The 20600-nt window shown below is 65.4% G+C and carries 19 protein-coding genes and 1 tRNA gene; 7 read left to right on the forward strand and 13 right to left on the reverse strand.

Annotation, left to right across the window (positions count from 1 at the left end):
- Positions 1-194 precede the first annotated feature (194 nt).
- From ACRAKI_RS12525 to ACRAKI_RS12535, 3 genes are all read left to right on the forward strand, one after another.
- Positions 195-470 (forward strand): hypothetical protein, encoded by a 276-nt coding sequence (locus ACRAKI_RS12525; RefSeq protein ID WP_447007236.1) that lies wholly within the window; start codon positions 195-197, stop codon positions 468-470.
- A 382-nt stretch (positions 471-852) separates the two neighbouring features.
- On the forward strand, positions 853-1281 hold the full coding sequence (locus tag ACRAKI_RS12530; protein ID WP_447007237.1) for a TIGR02611 family protein: 429 nt from the start codon (positions 853-855) through the stop codon (positions 1279-1281).
- 49 nt (positions 1282-1330) lie between these two features.
- Positions 1331-1402 (forward strand) — tRNA-Val (locus ACRAKI_RS12535).
- A gap of 117 nt (positions 1403-1519) precedes the next feature.
- On the opposite strand, the gene ACRAKI_RS12540 is transcribed toward ACRAKI_RS12535, so the two are convergent.
- From ACRAKI_RS12540 to ACRAKI_RS12560, 5 genes are all read right to left on the reverse strand, one after another.
- A complete protein-coding gene (locus ACRAKI_RS12540; protein WP_447007238.1) occupies positions 1520-1915 on the reverse strand; it encodes a tyrosine-type recombinase/integrase in 396 nt (131 codons plus the stop codon).
- A gap of 96 nt (positions 1916-2011) precedes the next feature.
- On the reverse strand, positions 2012-3109 hold the full coding sequence (locus ACRAKI_RS12545; protein WP_447007239.1) for an integrase core domain-containing protein: 1098 nt from the start codon (positions 3107-3109) through the stop codon (positions 2012-2014).
- Positions 3079-3729, reverse strand: a complete 651-nt coding sequence (locus tag ACRAKI_RS12550; protein WP_447007240.1) for an integrase — start codon at positions 3727-3729, stop codon at positions 3079-3081. The genes ACRAKI_RS12545 and ACRAKI_RS12550 overlap by 31 nt, the downstream gene beginning before the upstream one ends.
- Positions 3730-3749: 20 nt before the next feature.
- Entirely contained in the window at positions 3750-4160 is a 411-nt protein-coding gene (locus tag ACRAKI_RS12555) for an integrase (protein ID WP_447007241.1), read from the reverse strand.
- 103 nt (positions 4161-4263) lie between these two features.
- A complete protein-coding gene (locus ACRAKI_RS12560) occupies positions 4264-5727 on the reverse strand; it encodes an NF041680 family putative transposase (protein ID WP_447007242.1) in 1464 nt (487 codons plus the stop codon).
- A 287-nt stretch (positions 5728-6014) separates the two neighbouring features.
- Here ACRAKI_RS12560 and ACRAKI_RS12565 point away from each other — a divergent pair, with 287 nt between their 5' ends.
- Positions 6015-6782 carry an RES domain-containing protein gene (locus tag ACRAKI_RS12565; protein WP_447008402.1) on the forward strand — a complete coding sequence of 256 codons (768 nt, stop codon included), beginning with the start codon at positions 6015-6017 and terminating at the stop codon, positions 6780-6782.
- 1 nt (position 6783) lies between these two features.
- Here ACRAKI_RS12565 and ACRAKI_RS12570 read toward each other — a convergent pair whose 3' ends face one another.
- The 3 genes from ACRAKI_RS12570 to ACRAKI_RS12580 form a co-directional block, all read right to left on the reverse strand.
- Complete coding sequence (locus ACRAKI_RS12570; protein WP_447007243.1) at positions 6784-7152, reverse strand: hypothetical protein; 369 nt, start codon at positions 7150-7152, stop codon at positions 6784-6786.
- A 723-nt stretch (positions 7153-7875) separates the two neighbouring features.
- Complete coding sequence (locus ACRAKI_RS12575; protein ID WP_447007244.1) at positions 7876-9669, reverse strand: hypothetical protein; 1794 nt, start codon at positions 9667-9669, stop codon at positions 7876-7878.
- Between the two features lie 211 nt (positions 9670-9880).
- Positions 9881-10951 (reverse strand): integrase core domain-containing protein, encoded by a 1071-nt coding sequence (locus tag ACRAKI_RS12580; RefSeq protein ID WP_447007245.1) that lies wholly within the window; start codon positions 10949-10951, stop codon positions 9881-9883.
- 26 nt (positions 10952-10977) lie between these two features.
- On the opposite strand from ACRAKI_RS12580, the gene ACRAKI_RS12585 reads away from it, so the two are divergent.
- Positions 10978-11424 carry an integrase catalytic domain-containing protein gene (locus ACRAKI_RS12585; RefSeq protein WP_447008403.1) on the forward strand — a complete coding sequence of 149 codons (447 nt, stop codon included), beginning with the start codon at positions 10978-10980 and terminating at the stop codon, positions 11422-11424.
- The gene (locus ACRAKI_RS12590; RefSeq protein WP_447007246.1) at positions 11366-11653 is read left to right on the forward strand and encodes an integrase core domain-containing protein; all 288 of its coding nucleotides are present in this window, start codon (positions 11366-11368) and stop codon (positions 11651-11653) included. The genes ACRAKI_RS12585 and ACRAKI_RS12590 overlap by 59 nt, the downstream gene beginning before the upstream one ends.
- Positions 11654-11800: 147 nt before the next feature.
- Here ACRAKI_RS12590 and ACRAKI_RS12595 read toward each other — a convergent pair whose 3' ends face one another.
- The 5 genes from ACRAKI_RS12595 to ACRAKI_RS12615 all read right to left on the reverse strand — a co-directional run bounded on the left by ACRAKI_RS12595 (position 11801) and on the right by ACRAKI_RS12615 (position 16484).
- A complete protein-coding gene (locus ACRAKI_RS12595) occupies positions 11801-13468 on the reverse strand; it encodes a hypothetical protein (protein ID WP_447007247.1) in 1668 nt (555 codons plus the stop codon).
- Positions 13469-13536: 68 nt separating this feature from the next.
- On the reverse strand, positions 13537-13845 hold the full coding sequence (locus ACRAKI_RS12600; protein WP_447007248.1) for a hypothetical protein: 309 nt from the start codon (positions 13843-13845) through the stop codon (positions 13537-13539).
- 230 nt (positions 13846-14075) lie between these two features.
- Positions 14076-15134: an integrase core domain-containing protein gene (locus ACRAKI_RS12605; protein ID WP_447007249.1), complete on the reverse strand. Its 1059-nt coding sequence runs from the start codon at positions 15132-15134 to the stop codon at positions 14076-14078.
- 575 nt (positions 15135-15709) lie between these two features.
- Positions 15710-16072, reverse strand: coding sequence for a hypothetical protein (locus tag ACRAKI_RS12610; RefSeq protein WP_447007250.1), 363 nt, complete (start codon positions 16070-16072; stop codon positions 15710-15712).
- A 124-nt stretch (positions 16073-16196) separates the two neighbouring features.
- On the reverse strand, positions 16197-16484 hold the full coding sequence (locus ACRAKI_RS12615) for a transposase (RefSeq protein ID WP_447007251.1): 288 nt from the start codon (positions 16482-16484) through the stop codon (positions 16197-16199).
- Between the two features lie 640 nt (positions 16485-17124).
- On the opposite strand from ACRAKI_RS12615, the gene ACRAKI_RS12620 reads away from it, so the two are divergent.
- Positions 17125-20283, forward strand: a complete 3159-nt coding sequence (locus ACRAKI_RS12620) for an RHS repeat-associated core domain-containing protein (protein ID WP_447007252.1) — start codon at positions 17125-17127, stop codon at positions 20281-20283.
- The last annotated feature ends 317 nt before the right edge of the window (positions 20284-20600 follow it).

Genomic DNA, 20600 nt, shown 5'->3' on the forward strand with positions numbered 1-20600 from the left:
GATTGGTGCCATATCACTCCACTAGGCGACCGACTCGATGCGTTCCGTGTCCACTGCGTCCGGCTCGCTCCATCTTGCTGGGTTCGGCCCGAACCCGGTACCGGCTGTTGCGCGAATGTTGGACGTGAAGGGCTCTCTGTGACTGCCCCGCACGGCCTACCGCGGCACCCGCCGGACCGGTGTCCCGCCGACGCGTGAAGGTCGTCGACGGGCTGACGGTCGGTGACCGCGCGGCATTCGGTGAACTCTACGACCGGCACGTAAAACCGGCGTATTCGCTCGCCCGCACATCCGCGTCGACCTCGGGCGTGGTCGAGGACCTGACCGAGGGCCTGGCCCAGGAGGTCTTCCCGGACCTTCGGCAACCCGGCGCGCTACGGCTGATCGCGTGGCGGCTTCGGCGCGTGATCGATGGCCGTTGTGCACCACCGCGCGGTCGACGCGGTGCGCCGGGGGAACACCCACCGTAGACGAAGTGCCCCGCTGTTCCGCCAGGTCTTCGAGGGTGTGTGCGGGATCGGTACGGCTGGCTACGGAGTGGTGAGAAGTGGCAGCGCGGACAGGAGTTGGCGGATATGTGCAGGTAGGAGGTGGGGCTTTGATCGATATACCTGTGCGCGTGGTGAACTCGCGCACATCGCGATCATTCGGGGCTTCGGTGGAGCTGCGCCGATGTGGGGATAGAGCTCGTCGGTGCCGGGGCGAGGTCGTGACGCGTCGAGTTCTGTGGCGTTGGCCACATTCGACGTCGCTGTGGGCGGTACGGGCGTCCTGCCTCCGAAGGTGGACGCGTACCCGGGAGTCTTCGGAGGTCGAACCCGTGGGAGGGCATGCATGGGCGATGATGTGTACATGACCACAGAGCAGCGCGAGGACACCGACGAGCGCAAGGAGCAGCGCCACTGGTTCCGTCGCAACCCCGCGATGAACTTGGCGTACCGCATCGGGGTCGGCGTGGTCGGTGGCCTCGTGCTGGTGGCCGGTGTGCTGATGATCCCGTACCCCGGACCGGGGTGGCTGGTCGTCTTCGCGGGTCTGGCGATCCTGGCCACCGAGTTCGAGTGGGCCGGTCGGGTGCTGAAGTTCGCCAAGGGCTACTACGACGGGTGGGTCGCATGGTTGAAGCGGCAGAACCTCGTGGTGAAGGCGCTCGTGCTGGCGGCGACCGGGCTCGTGGTGGCCGTGACGTGTTGGCTGCTCGGGGCGTTTGCGCTGGTAGGCGGTTGGTTCGGGCTTGACTGGGGCTGGTTGCAGAGCCCGATTTTTGGTTCGCGGGGATGATGTTGTAAGCTATGGCCACACCGCGAGAGCGGGAGTGAGAACTGAATACGGGCGTTTAGCTCAGCGGGAGAGCGCTTCGTTCACACCGAAGAGGTCACTGGTTCGATCCCAGTATCGCCCACAGTGTGTTTTACCTGGTCAACGGCTCGTGGACGATCTTCGTCTGCGGGCCGTTGATCGTTGCGGGGAGCAATGTGGGAGCGGATGATCTTGACCACCTCTGTATTTGCGAAGGTGGTTATGGGTTCGTGCTCCCCGTTTGCTCCAGTGTTTGCTCCCAGCGGTGTTGGAGTCCGGCGAGCATGGCATCGATCATGGGTTGGGTGACGTGGGAATAGACGCCCATGACCCCGTGGAACTTGTGGCCGATCCTTTTGTGCTGGAGGACTTCGGGGACGCCGTGTTCGATGAGCCAGGTCTTGTGGGTGTGGCGTAGGTCGTGGAAGTGCATGTCGGGGTTGATGCGCGGTCGGCCGGTGGCGGTGTCGCCGTGTAGGGCGGGTAGCCAGACGCGGCGGCGGAAGTTGGAGCGTCGGTGGAAGCCGTCGTCGGTTCCGGGGAAGACGAAGCGGGCGGTGGGGTGGCGGTCGTGGTGGTCGTCGAGCAGGTCGGCCAGGAACTTGGGTAGGTGCACGGTGCGGACGCTGGCGGGGGTCTTGGGCGGTCCGAGTGTGAGTTTGCCGCCGACCTCGTGCAGGGCTGTACCTGCCGAAAATGTCGTCCGTGCAGGTCAGGCGGCCTGGTAGTACTCGTTGAGGATGCCGCCCAACCGCTGTCGCCGGCGGATATCCAGGTGGGTGACTGCGACTTGGTCCGTGACGGGGTGTGGCAGGGCGCGTAGTGGTCGTGCGTTGTGGATGCCTTGGTGGGGTCGGTGGGTGTTGTAGAACTGCTCGTACTCGCGCAGTGAGTGGAGCAGGTGCTGTTGGTTCCAGATCAGCGTTCGGTCGAGGAGTTCTCGGCGGCAGCTGCGGATCCAGCGTTCCATGATCGCGTTCATGCGCGGGATGCGGACGCCGCTGAGGACGACCTGGATGCCGGCGTCGGCGAGGACGGTGTCGCACAGTGCCGGGAACTTCCCGTCCCGGTCGCGGATCAGGAACCGCATGTGTCGGCCCTCGTCTTCGAGGTCCATGACGAGATTCCTGGCGGCCTGGGTGACCCAGGAGGCGGTCGGGTGCGCGGTGGCGCCGAGGATGCGGATCCGGCGGCTGGCGTGCTCGATCACCGCGAGCACGTACAGACGGGTGCCGCTCAGGGTGGTGGTCTCGAAGAAATCGCAGGCCAGCAGAGCGTCGGCCTGCGAGTGGAGGAAGGCCGACCACGTCGTCGTGGTGCGTTCGGGTGCCGGGTCGATGCCGGCGTCTTTGAGGATCTGCCAGACGGTGGACGCGGCGACTTTGATGCCGAGGACGAGGAGTTCGCCGTGGATGCGGCGGTAGCCCCAGGCGGGGTTCTCGCGTGCCAGGCGCAGCACCAGGAGCCGGATCGAGCGGACGGTTCGTGGTCGGCCGGCCCGCTTGGGACGGGATCTGATCGCGTGACGGCGTGCGAGAAAGTCCTGATGCCACCGCAGCACCGTCTCCGGACGCACCAGCAGTCGGAGCCGACGAAGGGTGTCGACGGGAAGTCGGTGCAGCAGTGCCGCGAAGAACGCTCGATCGCCGGGAGAGAACCGCGGACGGGCGTTACCCAGTTGACGTTCCAGGATCGTGATCTGGTGCCGCAGCGCCAGGATCTCCACGTCCTTGTCCCGATCGCTCATGGGCAGCAGGCGCAGCAGCGCGAAGGCGTTGGTCACGCCCAGATAGGCCAGTCGGAGCAGCACAGCCGGTCATCATGCCGTGCTGGCCGATGGCACGGCGGATGGCAGCCGTGCCGATGAGCGTTTCGAGGTCTTGGTCTCCGTGCAACCTCTACCTGCGCGGATGAGATTATCGGCAGGCACAGGGCTGCGTAGCGGTCCAGGACCGCTCGCAGGTGGTGTTCGTTGAGGATGAGTAGTCGGTCGGTGGCTTCGCGTCTGATGGTGCCGACGAACCGTTCGGCGTGAGCGTTGGCTCGCGGACACCGTGGTGGGATCTTCACGACCTTGATGCCGGCGCTGGCGAGGACGGCGTCGAATGAGGTGGTGAACTGGCCGGCCCGGTCCCGGATGAGGAACCGGAAGTCGTCGGCCCGATCGGCCAGGTCCATCAGCAGGTTGCGGGCCTGCTGGGTAGTCCGAGGACCATCGGGGTTGGTGGTGGTGCCGAGGATGTGGACGTAGCGGGTGGCGAGTTCCATCACGAAGAACACGTACACGCGCTTGAGGGTGACGGCGCAGTCGACGTGGAAGAAGTCGCAGGCGAGCATGCTTGCGACCTGCGCGCGGAGGAACCGTCGCCAGGAGGTGTCGGTGTCGGTGTCGCGCTGGGGCGCGGGTGGTATCAGCAGGCGCTTGAGCACGCGGCGAACCGTTGCAGCGCCTACCCGGTGGCCGAGCTTGAGCAGCTCACCTTGGACCTGCGGTAGCCCCAGCCGCTGTTCTCCCGCGCCATGCGCTCGATCAACGCCACGACGGTGTCGTTGACCGGCGGTCTGCCGGTGCGGTGGGGGTAGGTCCACTTCTTCGCGACCAGGCGCCGGTGCCATCGCAGGAGGATTCCCGGTGTCACCAAACGGTGCTCGCGCAGCATTTGGGGCAGTCGGCGCACCTGCGCGGCGAGCACCGCGCGATCCGCCCACTCCAGCCGCGGGCGGGGGTTGGTGCGGCACAATACGGCGACTTGGTGCCGCAGTACCAGCAGCTCCAAGTCCTTGGCCGCCGATGACCGGCCGAGCAGGACCAGCCAGCCAACGAACCGGGCGAAGATCAGGTACAGCAGTCGTAGCACCACGCCTCGCGATCCTGCCTCTACGGCTCATGATGCGCGATCACCGCAGCTCAGCGCTCAGGTGCAGAGTTGTGGAACCCCACAGGACATGCTCTAAACTTGTCTTTTATCCTGTTCGGCGGGGTTTGGTGCCCTTCTTGTGGTGGGTTGGTCGGGTATAGGCCTGGCCGGTGGCCAGGAGCAGTCCGACGTCGAAGCGTTGTGCCGTGGCGCGGTTTCTTGAGCCGGGTGGTCGCCCTGGTCCAGGTCGGGTGGGTTTCGGTGCCGCCGCTGGACGGGCGATCTTCGTGTGGAGGTTCCGGAACCCGCGGCGGACGCGGGCCGGGGTGAGCCTGGCGGGTTCGGCGGGGCGTTCCCAGGGGTGGCGCAGGTCGCGGACCAGTGGGCGTGCCAGTCGGAGTTGGGCGTGGGCGGCCAGGATCAGCCAGGTCCAACGGTCGGCGGCTTCCGGGGCGCGCAGTCGTGGCCTGGTCCAGCCGAGGGTTTGCTTGAGCAGTCGGAAGGTGTGCTCGATGTCGAAGCGTCGCAGGAACATCTGCCAGTAGCGGTCGACATCGGCGGGACCCGCGTCGGTTCCGGAACACCACAGCCAGACCGGCTTGTTCGCCCCGCCGGAGGGCAGTCGTTCGACGGTCAACCGGATGACGGTGCCCTCGATGATCGGCAGCGGCCCGTCGTGGTCGGTCCAGGCGGCCCGGCGGGGCAGTCGTGGGTGCAGGCGGTTCCAGGCCTGTGCGGTGGCGGTGCCGTAGAGACGGGTTTCGGTGCTGGTCAGCACGTCTTCGGTGTCCCAGGTGGTCGGGTCGCCGAAGGCGAACTCGCCGCCGTGCTTGGGGAAACGTCCGCCCAGCGGGTTGTGGACCCGGGGCGGGGTCGGGCGGCGCAGCACCCGGTCCGACCGCATCCGCCCCAGCACCAGCACCGGCAGATCGGCCAACAGGTGGGCGATGCGGGGCGCGTCGTAGCCGGCGTCGAGCACCACCAGGATCTCCGGATCGCCCTGCTGCCACTGCCCGGCGCCGAGCAGCCGCCCGACCACCCCGCGCAACTGCGCGGCGGTCACCGTGGCGACGTCCGCGCCGGGCGTCAGGCGGACCGCGTCCAGCAACGCCGTCCACGACGTGCCGCCGGTCTCCAGCGCGGCCACGAACGAGTACGGCCATCCCGGGATCATGCGGTGCTCGTCGCGGCCACGGCCGTAGACGTGGCAGAACGACCGGTCCGGACAGGTGTTGCCGTCCGGCCGCAGCCACGGCGAGACGTCCACCGCGAGCACCAGGCGACCGTCCGCCGCGCGGGGCAACGGCAGCCCGGCCAACGCGTCACGTAACCGTTCCGGGTCGATCCGGCCGTTGTTGACCGCGTCGTACAGGCCGCCGTGCCCGCGTCGGTGCTCCGGCGCCAACGACAGGCCGACCAGCGTCCGCACCGGCCCGTCGGCGCACAACACGGCGTCGGCCAGCTCGAACAGCCCGCCCGCCCGGCGGGTCAGGCAACGGTGGAACTCACGCCGGAACCCGGACAACTCCCCGAGTGCCGGTCCGGAGTCGAGATGGTGCACACTGATCACGCAGCCCTTTAGTCGATCATCCTTCTGTCGCAAGAGTGATGATCAACCAAGGGCTGCTTCCATGATCAACCGGGGTGCGCATCACCCGTCCGGGACCTTAAACGGCAAGCTAAAGCGGCGTTAGCACCGCTCTACCAGGCGGGTGGTGACTTTCCGAGCGGCACAGAGGTTGACTACTCCGCGTCACTCCAGCATTGCGCAGACCAAGTGGAGGTTCACTCGATCGGGTTCTCCGGGTCGAAGGTTGAGTGTGCTTGCCGGATGCTGGAGCTATGCCAGATGTCAGCATGCTGGAATCTCGGGACGAGGCAGGCCGCTTCACATGCCCATACACCGGCCTGGTCATCGTCCGTCCCCCGAAACGCCTATTTCGGATATATGAACCTGGCCCGAGAAGGCGGGCACCATTGCAAGTACGGGCGTGTCGGAACCGACCCGACGACGCGAACCGCTGGGATGTGACGGGGCGCGCCATCGTCTACTGTGCGGAACGTCGGGCCGCAGCATTCTTGGAGACTCTCCAGAAGTTTGCACTGGTCCATGGTGTTTCGACGGCTGAAGACGCGCCCTACCGAAGAACCAAGATACCCTCAAGTTGGTTCATCGACTGCCAGCTCGCAGTGCTGAGAGTTCATGATATCGACGAGGCAGGATGGTTCGTCGACCTGACTGCTGCGGAGACTTTAGGAGCTCTCCGCCGTCATGCCGCGGAATGGTTGCCCCCTCGCAAAGGCGACGGACAACCACGAGAAGCCTTGGACCTATCTGACATCGTCGGGCGCGATCGGGAGGTGACCTGCGCGGCAGCCACCTGGCTTGCCTCGCAGGACTTGGCGACCGGCACACAGCCCTGGGGCGTTCGATACGCCTCAAAACTGGCGATCGACCTGGTGTGCTGGGCGGTATGGACGCCTGTCTTGGACGAGAATACGTTCGAAGAAGCTGTCATCCCCTCTGTTGAGCAACGAATGGCTGCCGACAGCAACAGTGTTCCGATCGCCACTACCGATGTCGAACTCAAGTGGGCGGCGAGCCTGCTGAATATGCAGGTTTGAGTTAGAGTCCCCAGGAACTGTCATCGATCCAGCCTTGGGCGGCCACTCGCACGCGGTCCAGTTCGCCGCGGCGCAAAGCGAGGGCTGGGGCACCTTCCAAGACGGGGTTGCTCCCCATGAACCACAGTTGGACTTGATCAGCGGGCTTATGCTGCGTCAGCAAGAGCCACACTTCCTCGGCGTCCCGCAGCCGCTTCTCTTGCTCGGGAGTTGGCTGCAACCTCCCGTCCTCTGCCCACATCAGTGGCAGCTTGTCATCGTCAGCTGCGCACAGTAGCGCCACAACCGAGGCTCCCAGCCGTTCGACAAGATCACGGGCGACTTGCTGAATCGGCATCGTGCGGGCTTGGAGCACAACGTTCGGCATCACCCTCGCCTCCTCCATCTGCCTTCCGCCAGGACCGTGTGCGGCCAGGGCGTATGGAGCTTGCTCCCTTTGTACCACTTGAAGGTGCCCCGAGCCTATGACGAGGGCACATGCCCCATCGACAGCCCACAGCAGGACAGGGAGGTACTGCGAGAGTCGATCAGTAAGTACCTAGGGTTGTCGTGACCGCTTCCCAGCTGGCGACGTGACGTACTGCCAAGGTCGAATCTTGGCACATGGCTCGCCGACAACTGCATCCACGCAGGTCGCAGGCATGTAGAACGCGAGGGATGAAGTGCTCGTGGCGTGCGGCCGCAGCGTCGGGGGAAGGTCAGGCCCTGCCGGTGGGCGTTGTCGACGCACAGGGCTCGCTTGCCGACGAAGCCGCCGGGTCCATAGATCATCAGAGGCGGCAGGTATCGTTACGCGGGATGTTGGCGGTCACGGTCGCCCGTGAAGCGACCTTGTTCATATAGTTGACGTCTTCACCGCCGAAGGCGGTGTAAACTCAGGGCCGCTGTCCTCCACGACGAACAGCGTGTTCCGACGGTCCAGGACTCGGCCTCGTGCCGCGCCGACTACACTGCGTCAGCGGTCCAGGGTCGCGTCGGTTGTTACCGAGGATCGGCGGCGTGACGTCAGCGCTATCATCACTTACCGGTCCTAAACTAACTCAACTCACGCATGCGCCAAGACGCCGACCTACGCTCAGTGAAGCCACTGGCGTCAGTCATCGCAGCGATTGGCGACAAAATTTTTCAAGTCACGCCATCTTGAACGGTTTTGGACGATGCGGACGATCTCTACTGGCGTCAGCACGCGTGGGATACGCCCGTACCATAGCTCTGAAAATTGGGGATGAAGAAATTCGACGTCAGCTGTGCAGAGCATTCCGAGAGTGCCGGTGATGTGTCGACCGCTAGAACGGATCTGTTCAATTAGAAGATGTTCGCGTGGTTCGAGCTGTTTGCGGATGTACTTCGTGATCAGGTCGGTTTGACGGTTCCGAATAGGCTCGTATTGACCTTGATGGTATTCGAGGCTTCTGGCCCAGCCTTTCATGTCGAGCACCACAAGTACCGAGTCGGCGACGAAGCAGAAGTCGTTCTCGTCGACGATCTGTCCTCGGCGTTTCGTTTTATGGTTCGGTGAAACTGGGATGTCGTTGTCGCTGAGCGAGAGTTCACGGATGATGAACTCGCGTGCCTGGCGTTCGAAGAGGGTGCCGCGCTTGTGGCCGATCGCGCCCGTGTGTCGCGCTACCGCAGCCCGGAAGCACAGTTCATGAAACTGGGTCATGCAGTTAAGGTCCAGCATCAGCGAGTTTTCCTCGACATCAAGAAACAGGATCGGCGCCAGTTCCTTCGGGCCGTGTTTGCCCGGAGTCAGCGTAAACGACTTCATAAAGCTGTCGACCACTGAGTCGTCGATGCCTCTGTCGAGTGCGCTCGCGCGCCGGACCAGCATCTCATGCCATCTCTGCCACGGTGCGCGCAGTACGCCCTCCTCTATAATGTCCCGCAGATATCCTGGGGCCGACGTACTCCGGTCGTCTTTTGGGCTAAGCTGGTACGTGAGGTGCAGTTCGTCGTGGTTAGCGGTGGTCGAATCGAGTCGATCCTGAGCGGTCTGGTGCCAGATCAGCTGTGCCAGGGTTTGGCAGATCGTGGTGAAATGCCGCACATCCAGGCCGAACGCCTGCTTGAACTCAGTTGGGAATGCCGTCAGGTGTGTGAGGCGTTCCGTGATGTTGGTAGGGCGAAGGAAACGTGCATGCGATGTGTGGGAAAGACCAAGCTCGGGGTAATCGATGGTCAGCTTGGTCGAGCTGTAAGCGATGTTCGGCCAGTACCAGTCCGACTCGTCCTCGGTCTTCTCGGGGACAAGCATGCCGGCGACGCTGCCGCGGGACCGCCTCCGGCGGCGGTCGTACTCCCTGATGGCGCGCTCCAAAGCCAGATCCCGCTCCCATCGCCATTCGAACCTTTTGCCCACGCCGAGCAGGTGCATTCCTTTGCCGGCCAACCGATAGCCGATTTCGGCGTTGATCTTAAGCGTGACGAGAGCGAACAACTTGGTGAGGACGGCCGGCAGCCTCTCGAGCTGTCCCCAATCCTTTCGCGGGATGGCCACAGTGGTGATCGTGCCCCAGTGTTGTGAAGCCTTCCGCTGGCCGTGCGTCATAATGGCGCGTGAGGTGGTGATGTGCACCGATGACATGAAGTCCGGATCGCCCGGAGAAATATTCATCACGTCTAGCCACTCGCCGGGCCGCACCGCCAGGAACGTGTTGAACAATAAGCGCCGGCTGTAGGGCGCCAACAGTTGCGCGATCTCGTCTTCTACGACGTCCAACAGGGTACTAAAACGCTGCGCGTCGTAATCAGCCGTCCCGTGGGCATCGTGTCGCAGCCACTTCTGCAGGACGGATTCATATTGCTGAACGGCGAGCGCTTGCAGCGCAGGCGACGGCGGCATTAGATGTTCCTCGACGAACTGGCGTGACCACTTGGGCTCCATCTGGTCCACTCTAAGGGTGTGGGGTGTGGCGTGCCAGAAGTCGGCCACATGGCCTGACCTGCGGTTAGGTTGCCGTGGGCGCGTACTCGTTGGTCACGCCGCCGAAGACTGGTCGGCGGCGCGTGTCGAGGTGCGACTCGGCTCTGTGATCGGCTGGGCTGGTCGTGGTGGTGTGGGGTGCCAAAAGTCGGCCATGTGCTTTGACCTGCGGTTAGGCTGCTGTGGGTTCGTATTCGTTGATCAGGCCGCCGAGGATTGGTCGGCGACGTATCGACGTGCGGCTCGGCTCTGCGATCGGTCGGTCCGGTCGTGGGGGTGCGAGTTGCCGGGCTTGGTGCGGTCTGCGGTGGTTGTAGTGAGCCACGTAGTGCTGCAGCACTGATCTCAGGTGGTGTTCGTTGAGGATGAGTAGTCGGTCGGTGGCTTCGCGTCTGACGGTGCCGATGAATCGTTCGGCGTGGGTGTTGGCTCGTGGGCACCGTGGTGGGATCTTGGCGACCTGGATGCCTGCGCCGGAGAAGACTGCGTTGAACGAGGTGGTGAATTGGCCGGCCCGGTGGCGGATGAGGAACCGGAAGTCGTCGGCCCGGTCGCCGAGATCCATGAGTAGGTTGCGGGCTTGTTGCGTGGTCCAAGGGCCGTCCGGGTTCGCGGTGGTGCCGAGGATGTGCACGTAGCGGGTGGCGAGCTCCATCACGAAGAACACGTAGACCCGCTTGAGGGTGATGGCGCAGTCGATGTGGAAGAAGTCGCAGGCCAACGTGCTCGCGGCCTGCGCGCGGAGGAACCGTCGCCAGGAGGTGTCGGTGTCGCGCTGGGGCGCGGGCGGTACCCGCAGACGTTTGAGCACGCGGCGGATGGTCGAGGCGGCTATCCGGTGGCCGAGCTTGAGCAGCTCTCCCTGGATCCTGCGGTAGTCCCAGCCGGCGTTCTTCCGGGCCATCCGCTCGATGAACGCCACGACGGTGTCGTGGACCGGTGGGCGGCCGGTGCGGTTGGGGTAGGTCCACTTCTTCGCGACCAGGCGCCGGTGCCAGCGTAGGAGGGTGCCCGGTGTCACCAACCGGTGTTCCAGTAACCAGCCGGGCAGGCGTCGCACCAACGCGGCGAGCACCGCGCGATCGGCCCAGTCCAACCGCGGGCGAGGGCTGGTTCGGCGCAGCACGGCGACCTCGTGCCGCAGCACCAGCAACTCCACGTCCTTGGCCGCCGATGACCGACCGAGCAGAACCAACCAGCCGACGACCCGGACGAAGATCAGGTACATCAGTCGTAACGCCATGCCTGGCGATCATGCCTTCACGGCTCATGGTGCGCGATTGCCGCAGCTCAACGCCCCAACGCAGAGTTCTGGCACCTCACAAGGTGTGGTCCTGGGACATCACCGCGCTGAAAGGCCCGGTGAAGGGCGTCTGGTACCGCTGCTACGTCGTGCTGGACATCTTCTCCCGGTACGTCACCGGGTGGTTGGTCGCCGCCGCGGAGGACGCGGTCGTGGCCGGGGACTTCCTCGCCGACGCCGTCGCCCGCAACGGCACCGCGCCGCACACGGTCCACGCCGACCGCGGCGGCGCCATGGTCTCCAAGCCCGTCTCCGAGCTCCTGGTCGACCTCGGCGTGCTCCGCTCGCACTCCCGCCCCCCGCGTCTCCAACGACAACCCCTACTCCGAGGCCCAGTTCAAGACGATGAAGTACATGCCCGACTTTCCCGATCGGTTCGGCTTACTGGAGGACGCCCGCGCGTTCTGCGATGAGTTCTTCCTGGCCTACAACCACGAACACCGACACTCCGGGATCGGCATGCACACCCCCGCGTCCGTCCACTTCGGAACCGCCGATCAGATCCGCGACCAACGACAGGCCACCCTCGACCGCGCCCACACCCGATATCCGCAGCGCTTCGCACACCGACCCCGGCCACCCCGGCTGCCCGAGGCGGCCTGGATCAACCAACCCGTCGGGCAACCGCAGCCGACCCCGTAAACACAACCTGTCTCATCTGAATTGACAACTACCGGAGCGCTTCGAAGTATCGGGCTGCGTGCGTCTTCTATCTGCATGGATGAGGTTTTCGGCAGGCACAACCCCACAGGTCCCGGGAACAGCTGTCCCGAAACACAAGGAGCGCGTTCAACCAGTCAGGAGAGTCGCGTCGTCGACCTCGTCGAATACTTCCGATCCCACCTGTGCGGTGCTGGCGCCCTGCTCGTTGCGCAGGGCCATCGCCAGTTTCCTCGCGGCATGTGCCACACCACCCAATCTCACGTCTTCGCAGTGCTGCACACTCTCCGCGAGGGCTTCGAAGGACACGAGCGCCAGGTCGGGTGCCCTGTCTTCGAGTTGCCTCAGTATCAGCGGAACTCCGACCTCGACCACCTGAGCGTGCATGCCGTTCCTGATCAAGTGCCGGAACAGCAGGAGCAGCGCGGCGAGACCGTCCGAACGGTCCGGCGCCGACCGCGCGAGATGGTCGGCCAACGTCGCGATCTCGCGAAGTTGGAGGGCGGAAGTCCGGGCGATGGCGGAGTTCCGGAGACGCGTGCCGCCGGTCGAAACGACGACGACGAAATCGGCGAGCTCGCGCAGCGTCCACACCGGAATCGGTGGCCGGTCCGACGCGGTCGACAGCCGGTCGAGCGTGAGCAGCAACTCGATCGTTACCTTCGAGCCGCCGAGCTCCACTTTGGCTCCGTACGTCTGTCGGGCCAGGAGCAGCAGCGCCCGGAGGCAGCCGTACACGACCCGCCCGGTCGAGTCCGACACCCGGTGTTCGACGCAGGCCCGGATGTTGCCAGCGACGGCCACGAAGGACATCGGCATGCCATGCTCCAGGCACACCTCGGCCACCTGCCCAACCAAGGAGAAGGTACCGAAACCCACCCGGTTCGAGAGCTCGCCGTCGTTCCACGCGCGTAGATTCGCCGAGGCCAGGTCGAGCAGCCGCCGACCTGAGTCGATCGCCACCTTCCGGTTCACGGCGGTGCGACCCGCCCCGGTGCGAACACCGACGGATTCCGCCACCTGATCGAGCCACACTGCGGCGAAATCCAGGACCACCCGGTTGTCGACTTCGCTGATCCGGGTTGACCGGTTGATCTCACCGATGGTCATGCACACCTGTTCAAGCAGGTCACCGCCCGCTCTAGGATCTTTCGCCAGTGCGGTGCGGCTGACCGAGCCGAGCGCCTTCAACGCCACGAACAGCACGTTCCGGTCGGGGTCTCCGGCGAATGAGACGGCCAGGCGCCGGTAGTCGCTCATTCCCGAGCGCCGGCCCTCACTATCACGCGCGTACACCGCACGCCGTGCCAGCCCTTCGAATACCGTCTTCGGTGATATCCGCAGGTACGCGTAGCGCACGAACGGGAGCAGGAGCGTCAACGCGAGCGCGATGAGGAAGACGCTGATCCTGGCGGCCTGCCGCTCGTTGACGACGCACCAACCGCCGTCCGACTCAAAGCACACCTCATCCACGCCGTCGGACACGCCCGCGAAGAACGCGAACCACAGCGTCCAGCCGACCGACCCGAGGAAGACCGCCAGATAAGCCCAGGTGACACTGGTGAACACGCGCCGGGGCTCTAGTCGCGCCCTCGCCTGGCCGAGATCGGTCATGAGGATGGTAACCGAGAAGATCAGGCCCAGTGCCGTGAGGGCGGCACCAGCGACACCGAGAAAGAACTCGTGGTCCACGGAATCGTCGCCTAATGGCCATGCATAGGCGGTGACTCCGGCACCGACAGCGGCACCAATCCCCGCCAACCAGACACCGCCACGATTTCGGGGCACCTTGCGCATCAACCCGTAGAGCTCGCGTCGATCCCTACGGTTCTCAGGACCGGATGCGTCAGATCGATCCTCGAGCACTATTCAACGGAGTCTGAGATATCAGCCTGCGGGTCATTCGCAGCTTTCCCCTTGATCAAAAGTTGAAGCGGGCGAACCATCTGCGCCAGTCGGCTCGCCATCCAATTCTCGGGCTCCTCCATCGAGGCGTATGCCTTAGCGCACTCCTCAAACACTTCCAGTGCTCGCGCCTCATCGCCGTTGTCGATCGCCGTTTGCAGTGTCGTGACGGACAGGGAGAACACTATTTCTCCCGGCTGCGTCTCTTTCGACTTCTTCAGAACCGTCTCCAGCGCAGCCTGGAGCCTCAACGACTTGTCGTCCGGCATGCCTTGCCTTCCCGATCGGGGCCTGACCCAAACGTCATAACCGAAACACCTACCCGCTACATCCGAAGCCCTCCTTCTGATGTTAGCGATGCGGAGCGAGATCACTCTTTCGGCCTATCAAGCGCGCCAGTGGAGTGACGATTCGGATCGTCCGAGTACGCCTCGTGTGACACAGTCCCTCTTGTGGTTGAGGAACTCGGGCCCGCTGGCCTGTGCCGCTCGAAAAGTCATCACTGCTGGTCAAGCGACATGTCTGTACTCGTTGATGAGCCCGCCGAGGAGGCGGGTGCGGTGGGGTGCTGCCGAGCTTCGGGTGGTAGTTGGTCGCGGGCTTGATGGGGTCGGGGTTGGTTGTAGTGGTTCTCGTAGGTTGCGAGGACTTGTCGTGCGTGCGCTTCGCTGGTGATCAGGATATGGTCGAGGAGTTCGCGTCGGATGGTGCCGATGACCCGTTCGCAGTGGGCGTTCATCCGGGGCGCCTGCGGCGCGCTCTTGATCACGTGCAGGTCGTCGGCTTGGAAGACGGCGTCGAACGCCGGGCTGTACTTGCCGTCGCGGTCACGGAGAAGGAAGCGCGGGGGCTCCGTCCGGTGACCGAGATCGGGGGTGAGGTTCCTGGCCTGCTGTGTGGTCCATGCCTGTGTGGGGTGGGCTGTGACGCCGGTGATATGCAGGCGTCGGGTGTCATGTTCGAGGAATGCCACTGCGTACAGGCGTCTGCCGAGCATGGTGTCGAGGTGGAGGAAGTTGGCCGCGATGATGTCCTGGGCCTGGGCGGTGAGGAATTCTCGCCAGGTCGGGCCGGTGCGGCGTGGCGCCGGGTCGATGCCGGCGTCGTGCAGGATCCTCCAGACCGTCGAGGCGGCGATGTGGTGGCCGAGGCGGGCCAGTTCACCCTGGATCCGGCGGTGACCCCATCGTGGGTTGTCCTTGGCGAGTCGCAGCACGAGCGTCTTGATCGCCGCTCGTGTCGGTGGGCGTCCGATGCGTCGACGCGCGAAGTGGTCCCACTTGCGGGCTATGGGTTTGCGGTGCCAGGCGAGCAGGGTGGCGGGCGTGACCGGAAAGACCTCGCGCCAGTGTCGACGATCCACCAGTCCGGATAGGGCGGCGAACCAGAACCGATCGGCGGGCTCGTAGCGGACCGGACCCGCGAGTTGCCGACGAAGGACCGCGTTCTCATGCCGCAGCACGAGCAGTTCGGCGTCCTTGGCCGCCTCGCTACGCAGCACCGCTGACGGGATGGTCAGCAGCTTCCGGGTCAGCTTGTACAGCAGGGACACGATCACCCGGACATGCTCTCAACACGCTGTGGCCCTCGCTCTACCAGCGACGATGACTTTTCGAGCGGCACAGGTTCGTCGGCCTCTGCTGGCAGTGCGTGGATCTGGTCCCAGACCTCGTCGGGGAGTTGGATCTGGTAGGTCACCTATCGGCCGCCGCGCTCCGTCTGCAGTTCGTCCCAGGGCGGGGAACTTTCCATCCCGGTCGCGGATCAGGAACCGCGCGGAACTACCCGCCTCTTCAAGATCCATGACGAGGTTCCTGGCGGCTTGGGTGACCCAGGAGGCGGTCGGGTGCGCGGTGGCGCCGAGGACGCGGATCCGGCGGCTGGCGTGCTCTATCACCGCGAGCACGTAAAGGCGGGTGCCGCTCAGGGTGGTGGTCTCGAAGAAGTCGCAGGCCAGGATCGCGTCGGCTTGGGAGCGGAGGAAGGCCGACGAGGTCGTGGAGACGCGTTCTGGTGCCGGGTCGACCCCGGCGTCCTGGAGGATCTGCCAGACGGTGGAGGCGGCGACTGTGATGCCGAGTACCAGTAGTTCGCCGTGGATGCGGCGGTAGCCCCAGGTGGGGTTCTCGCGCGTTAGGCGTAGTACCAGGAGTCGGATCGAGCGGATGGTCCGTGGTCGGCCGGGCCGCTTGGGGCGGGATCGGGCTGCGTGGCGGTGGGCGAGGAGGTCGCGGTGGCATCGCAGGACTGTCTCCGGGCGTACCAGTAGCCGGAGTCGACGAAGCGCTTGCGCCGGGAGTCGGTGCAGCAGTGCCGCGAGGAAGGCCCGGTCGGCGGGGAGAACCGTGGGCGGGCGTCTCCGAGTTGGCGTTCCAGGACCGTGATCTGGTGGCGCAGCGACAGGATCTCCGTGTCCTTGTCCCGGTCGCTCATGGGCAGCAGGCGCAGCAACGCGAACGTGTTGGTCACGCCGAGGTAGGCCAGTCGGAGCAGCACAGCCGATCATCATGCCGTGCTGGCCGACACCACGGCGGATGGCAACCGTGACCCTGAGCCCCTCGATGCCCTGGGTGTCACGCGTCCTCTACCTGCATGGATGAGGTTATCGGCAGGAACAGGGTCAACGACCCATTTCCTTGGCAAAATACGCGGCGGCGCTGCGCAGGATGTCCTTCTCCAACTCCAGTTCCGCGACGCGCTTGCGCAGTGCCCGCAGCTCCTCCTGGTCCACCGCCGCCGTGTCCACGGGCCCGGGCTGGGCCTGTTCGGCGGTGCGGACCCAGTTGCGCAGGGTCTCGTGGTTCACGCCCAGCTCGCGGACGACCTGCCGCAACGGCCGGTCCGACGAGCGAGCCAACTCGACGGCGTCTTTGCGGAACCGCTCGGGGTACTTCGACTTGCCTGACACGGAGAACATCCTTCCCCAGACCGCTGTCTGGGATCAGGGTGTCCGGTTCGAGGGGGCAACCTCAGACGGGTACTCGTCCCGATGGTCCTGGACCAGCCGCACCGCCCGCTGACGCACCTCGGTCGAGTGTCGTCACGTTCCTGCCATGACTCCATCCTCCACAAGCAATGGATTTCCTGTCAAAGCCGGGGCTGTTCGTCCCGCCGTCGGTCAAGTCGTCCGCGGTCCGCGTCCTGTCGATCCGGCGGCACGAGGAACGGTGGGCATCCGGTTTACCCCGTTGGTGTGCGTGACCACGATGGCGACGGCCAGTGGTGTGCAGTGATACCGCTTCCACGAAGTTCGCATTGCGAAATCGATTCGGGTGGTCGGGTGGTCATGATGTCGGCTCTGACCGTGTCGCCAGTCCTGTCCGACGCACGCCCTGTATCACCGCGCTCCGTTCACGAGGGCTTCACCTGTTTGTCCCACCAACGGCGGTGCCGATGCCGCTGCGTGGTCGGGATTGCTCCGAACAGGTGGTCAAAGGCGTCGGGATGCGACACCGCAGAGTGGTCGTTAGCTTCAGGTGTGCCGGTGCCATGGGGCGCTGGGCGTGTCGGACGCCGGGGGGTGTCCGGTTTGCGAGGGGGATTTCTCGATGAGACGCAGGATTCTGCGTGGGTTCGTGCTGCGCTTCTTCGGCAGCGCGACAGCCGCGGTACTGGTGGCTGGAGTGGTGACCGGCTCGGCTTCGGCCGAGCCGGTGCAGGACGGCGCGGTCACCGCGCCGCAGACGTGGACGCCGTCGGCGCAGGTCAACCGGACGCCGGTGGGCGGAGCGGCGCCCGACCGGAAGTGGCGTCCCGCGGGCGGGACGGACGTGCAGCCGCGCAGGCTCACGTGCTCGGGCAGCGACTACGGCGTGCTGCCGTCGTACCCGATGGAACGGCACCAGGTCAGCGACCGGTTCGAGATCCTGGTCAACCTCAGCAACCGCAACGCGGTGCTGGCCTACCGCGAGCTGACGGTCAAGGGCACCGGGTTGAACCTGACGGTCGACCGGTTCCTCAACACCTACGACGGCGTCAGCCCTGGCGGCGACTGGCTGCTCAGCTACGAGAACATCGGCCTGGAGGTCTTCGACGGGCAGTTGGTCATCCTGCACGGCCCCAACGGGTACTGCGAGGTCTTCGACGACAACGGCGACGGCACGTACGGTCCCGCGCCCAAGGTGGACGCGAAGCTGACGAAGACGCCCGACGGCGGCTACGTGGTGTCCTTCGACGGCTCGGACGAGCGTTGGCTGTTCACCGCGAACGGCTGGCTCGTCTCGCAGACCGACCGCAACGGCAACACCATCACCAACTACTACAGCCCGGACGGCGACCTCGCCTCGGTGGTGGACACCCAGGGGCGGACCACGGCGTTCGCCTACGACGCGCAGGGCCGTCCGCAGAGCATCACCGATCCGTCCGGGCTGACCTTCGGCAACTACGCCTACACCGCCGCCGGTCAGATCAGCGAGTTCACCGACCGGTCCGGCAGCAAAATCAAGATCGAGTACTCGGCCGCCGACCCGTATGTGCCCAGCGCGGTGATCGACCCGCGCGGCAACGCCTGGCGGTTCGAGTACGACCCGTCGAGCCAGCGGCTGACCAAGCTCACCAAGCCGACCCCGGACGGCACCGGCTCCTCCACGACCTACCAGTGGGACGCCAACACCAACACCACTGTCACCGACGCCAACGGCCATGCCTCCCGCCACGAATTCGACGACGACAACCGCCAGGTCAAAGCCATCGACGCGCTCGGGCACGAGCAGTCCCAGACCTGGACCGCGGCCAGCGACGTCAACACCACCACCACCGCGCTATCGCACTCCACGACCTACCAGTACGACTCGCTCAACAACCTCATCGGCACCGAACTGCCCACCGGCGCGAAGAACGTCGTGGGTTACACCAGTTCGGCCCACCCGCACCTGCCAACGCAGGTCACCGACGCCTCGGGCAACCAGCACACCCGCGAGTACGACACCAACGGCAACCTGACCAAGGTCCGCTCCACCGGCCTGAACGCCGACATCGAGACCTACACCTACAACGCCCGCGGTCTGGTCACCACGCGCAAGGACGGCAAGGGCGCCACCACGACCTACACCTACGACACCGCGGGCAACCTGACCAAGGTCGCCCCGCCCGCGCCCGCCGGCGCCACCACCTACACCCACGACTCGCTGTCGCGGGTGACCAGCGTGACCGACGGCAACGGCGTGCGCATCGACTACGGCTACGACAAGCTCGACCGCGTGCTGTCGGTCAAGCACGGCTCCACCGTGCAGCAGGCCAACACCTTCGACGCCAACGGCAACCTCACCTCCACCCAGGTCCCCGGCGTCACCCGGACCCTGGAACACGACCTGCGCAACCAACTCACCAAGGTCACCCGCGGCTCCGAGGTCGTCTCCTACACCTACGACAAGGTCGGCAACCTCAAGACCCTGACCACCCCGTCCGGCACCGCCACCTACGACTACGACGCCGCGGACCGGCTCACCTCGTTGGTCGACGCCCACGGCGGGACCACGACGTTCGGCTACGACAACGCCGACCGGCGCACCACCACCTCCCACCCCGGCGGTGCGGTGCAGACCACCGGCTACGACAACGCCGGTCGCACCACCTCCATCACCGTCACCAAACCCGGCGCGGAGCTGCTCAAGGCCACCTACCGCTACACCCGCCCGGACGGCAGCGACACCGACAAGCATCAGTCCAAGACGATCAAGGGCGTGGTCACCGACTACACCTACGACGCCCTGGGACGCCTGACCAAGGCTGGAACCGGCTCCTACAGCCTGGACAACGCCACCAACCTGCTGTCCGGCGAGGGTCGCACCTACACCGTCAACGCCGCCGACCAGTACACCAAGGCCAACGACACGACGGTGGCCTTCGACGGCGCGGGCAACTACAAGTCCACCACCAACCCCGGCTCCAGCGTCACGCACAGCCCGACCAACCAGCTGCTCACCGCCGACCTGGGCGCCACCAAGGTGCTCGACTTCGCCTACGACACGGGCGACCAGACCCAACCCCGCACAGTGACCGAGACCCCCACCGGGGGCGCCGCGGTGACCCACGTGTTCACCCGCACCGCGCTCGGGGTAACAGAGACCGTGGACAACGGGACCCGCTCCAGCTACACCCGCGACACCGAAGGCCTGCTCATCGGCCTGAAGGACAAGGCGGGCGCACGCCACGGCGCGATCACCGACCACCAAGGCAGCGTCCTCGCGCTCGTCGACACCAACGGCAACCTCACCGCCGAGTACAGCTACGCCCCTTACGGCGGCGTTACCGCCACCGGCCCGGCCGCGGCATCCAACCCGTTCCGGTACCTCGGCGCTTATCAGCTCCAGCGCGGCCACTACCTGCTCGGCTACCGCATCTACGAGTCGAGCTACGCCCGCTTTTTCTCACCCGACCCCACCGGTCAGGAACCCAACCCCTACAACTACGCGGGGGGTGACCCGATCAACAACAGCGACCCCACTGGCGGAAGCTTCGGTTCAAGCGGTGGCGCCACCATCGGTGGCGGTATCGGCGGACTGGCTGCGGGCGCATTCGTCGCAGCCGCCTGCGGCACCGGAGTGGGATGTCTGCCGGCCTTCGCGCTCATGGGCGGATTCTTCGGCGGAGCGGGAGCGGCGATCGGGTCCAAGGTGGCCGGCGGAACGCGGAGCGACGTTTCCACCGACGGATTCTGGGGCGTTGTGGGTGGGGCGGTGTTCACCCCGCTCGGCAAGCTCTTGTGATCTCTGGATTATCGTAGGTTCGCGGCATGACGGAGGTCCCCTGGCGGTTCGTTCGTTCACGCCCCGCCAGAGGACCTCCTTCGCTCGACGTCATCGACCGACGCTGGACATGTCGATCCCGGGGAAGGTGTTTCATGGTTGTGAGGCGTTTACTGCTGGGAGCGTTCTGGCTCGTGCTGCTCACCTTCGCCGTCATCTTCCGGCAAGAGGCCCCCGGAGCGCTTCCGGCCGTCCTGGCCGGAGGACTGATCCTGCTCTTCGGGGGATCCGTCATGCGCGCCGTCGAAAGGCGGAAGAATCGATCCTCCGGTCGCTGA

This window comes from Saccharothrix isguenensis (assembly GCF_052936305.1).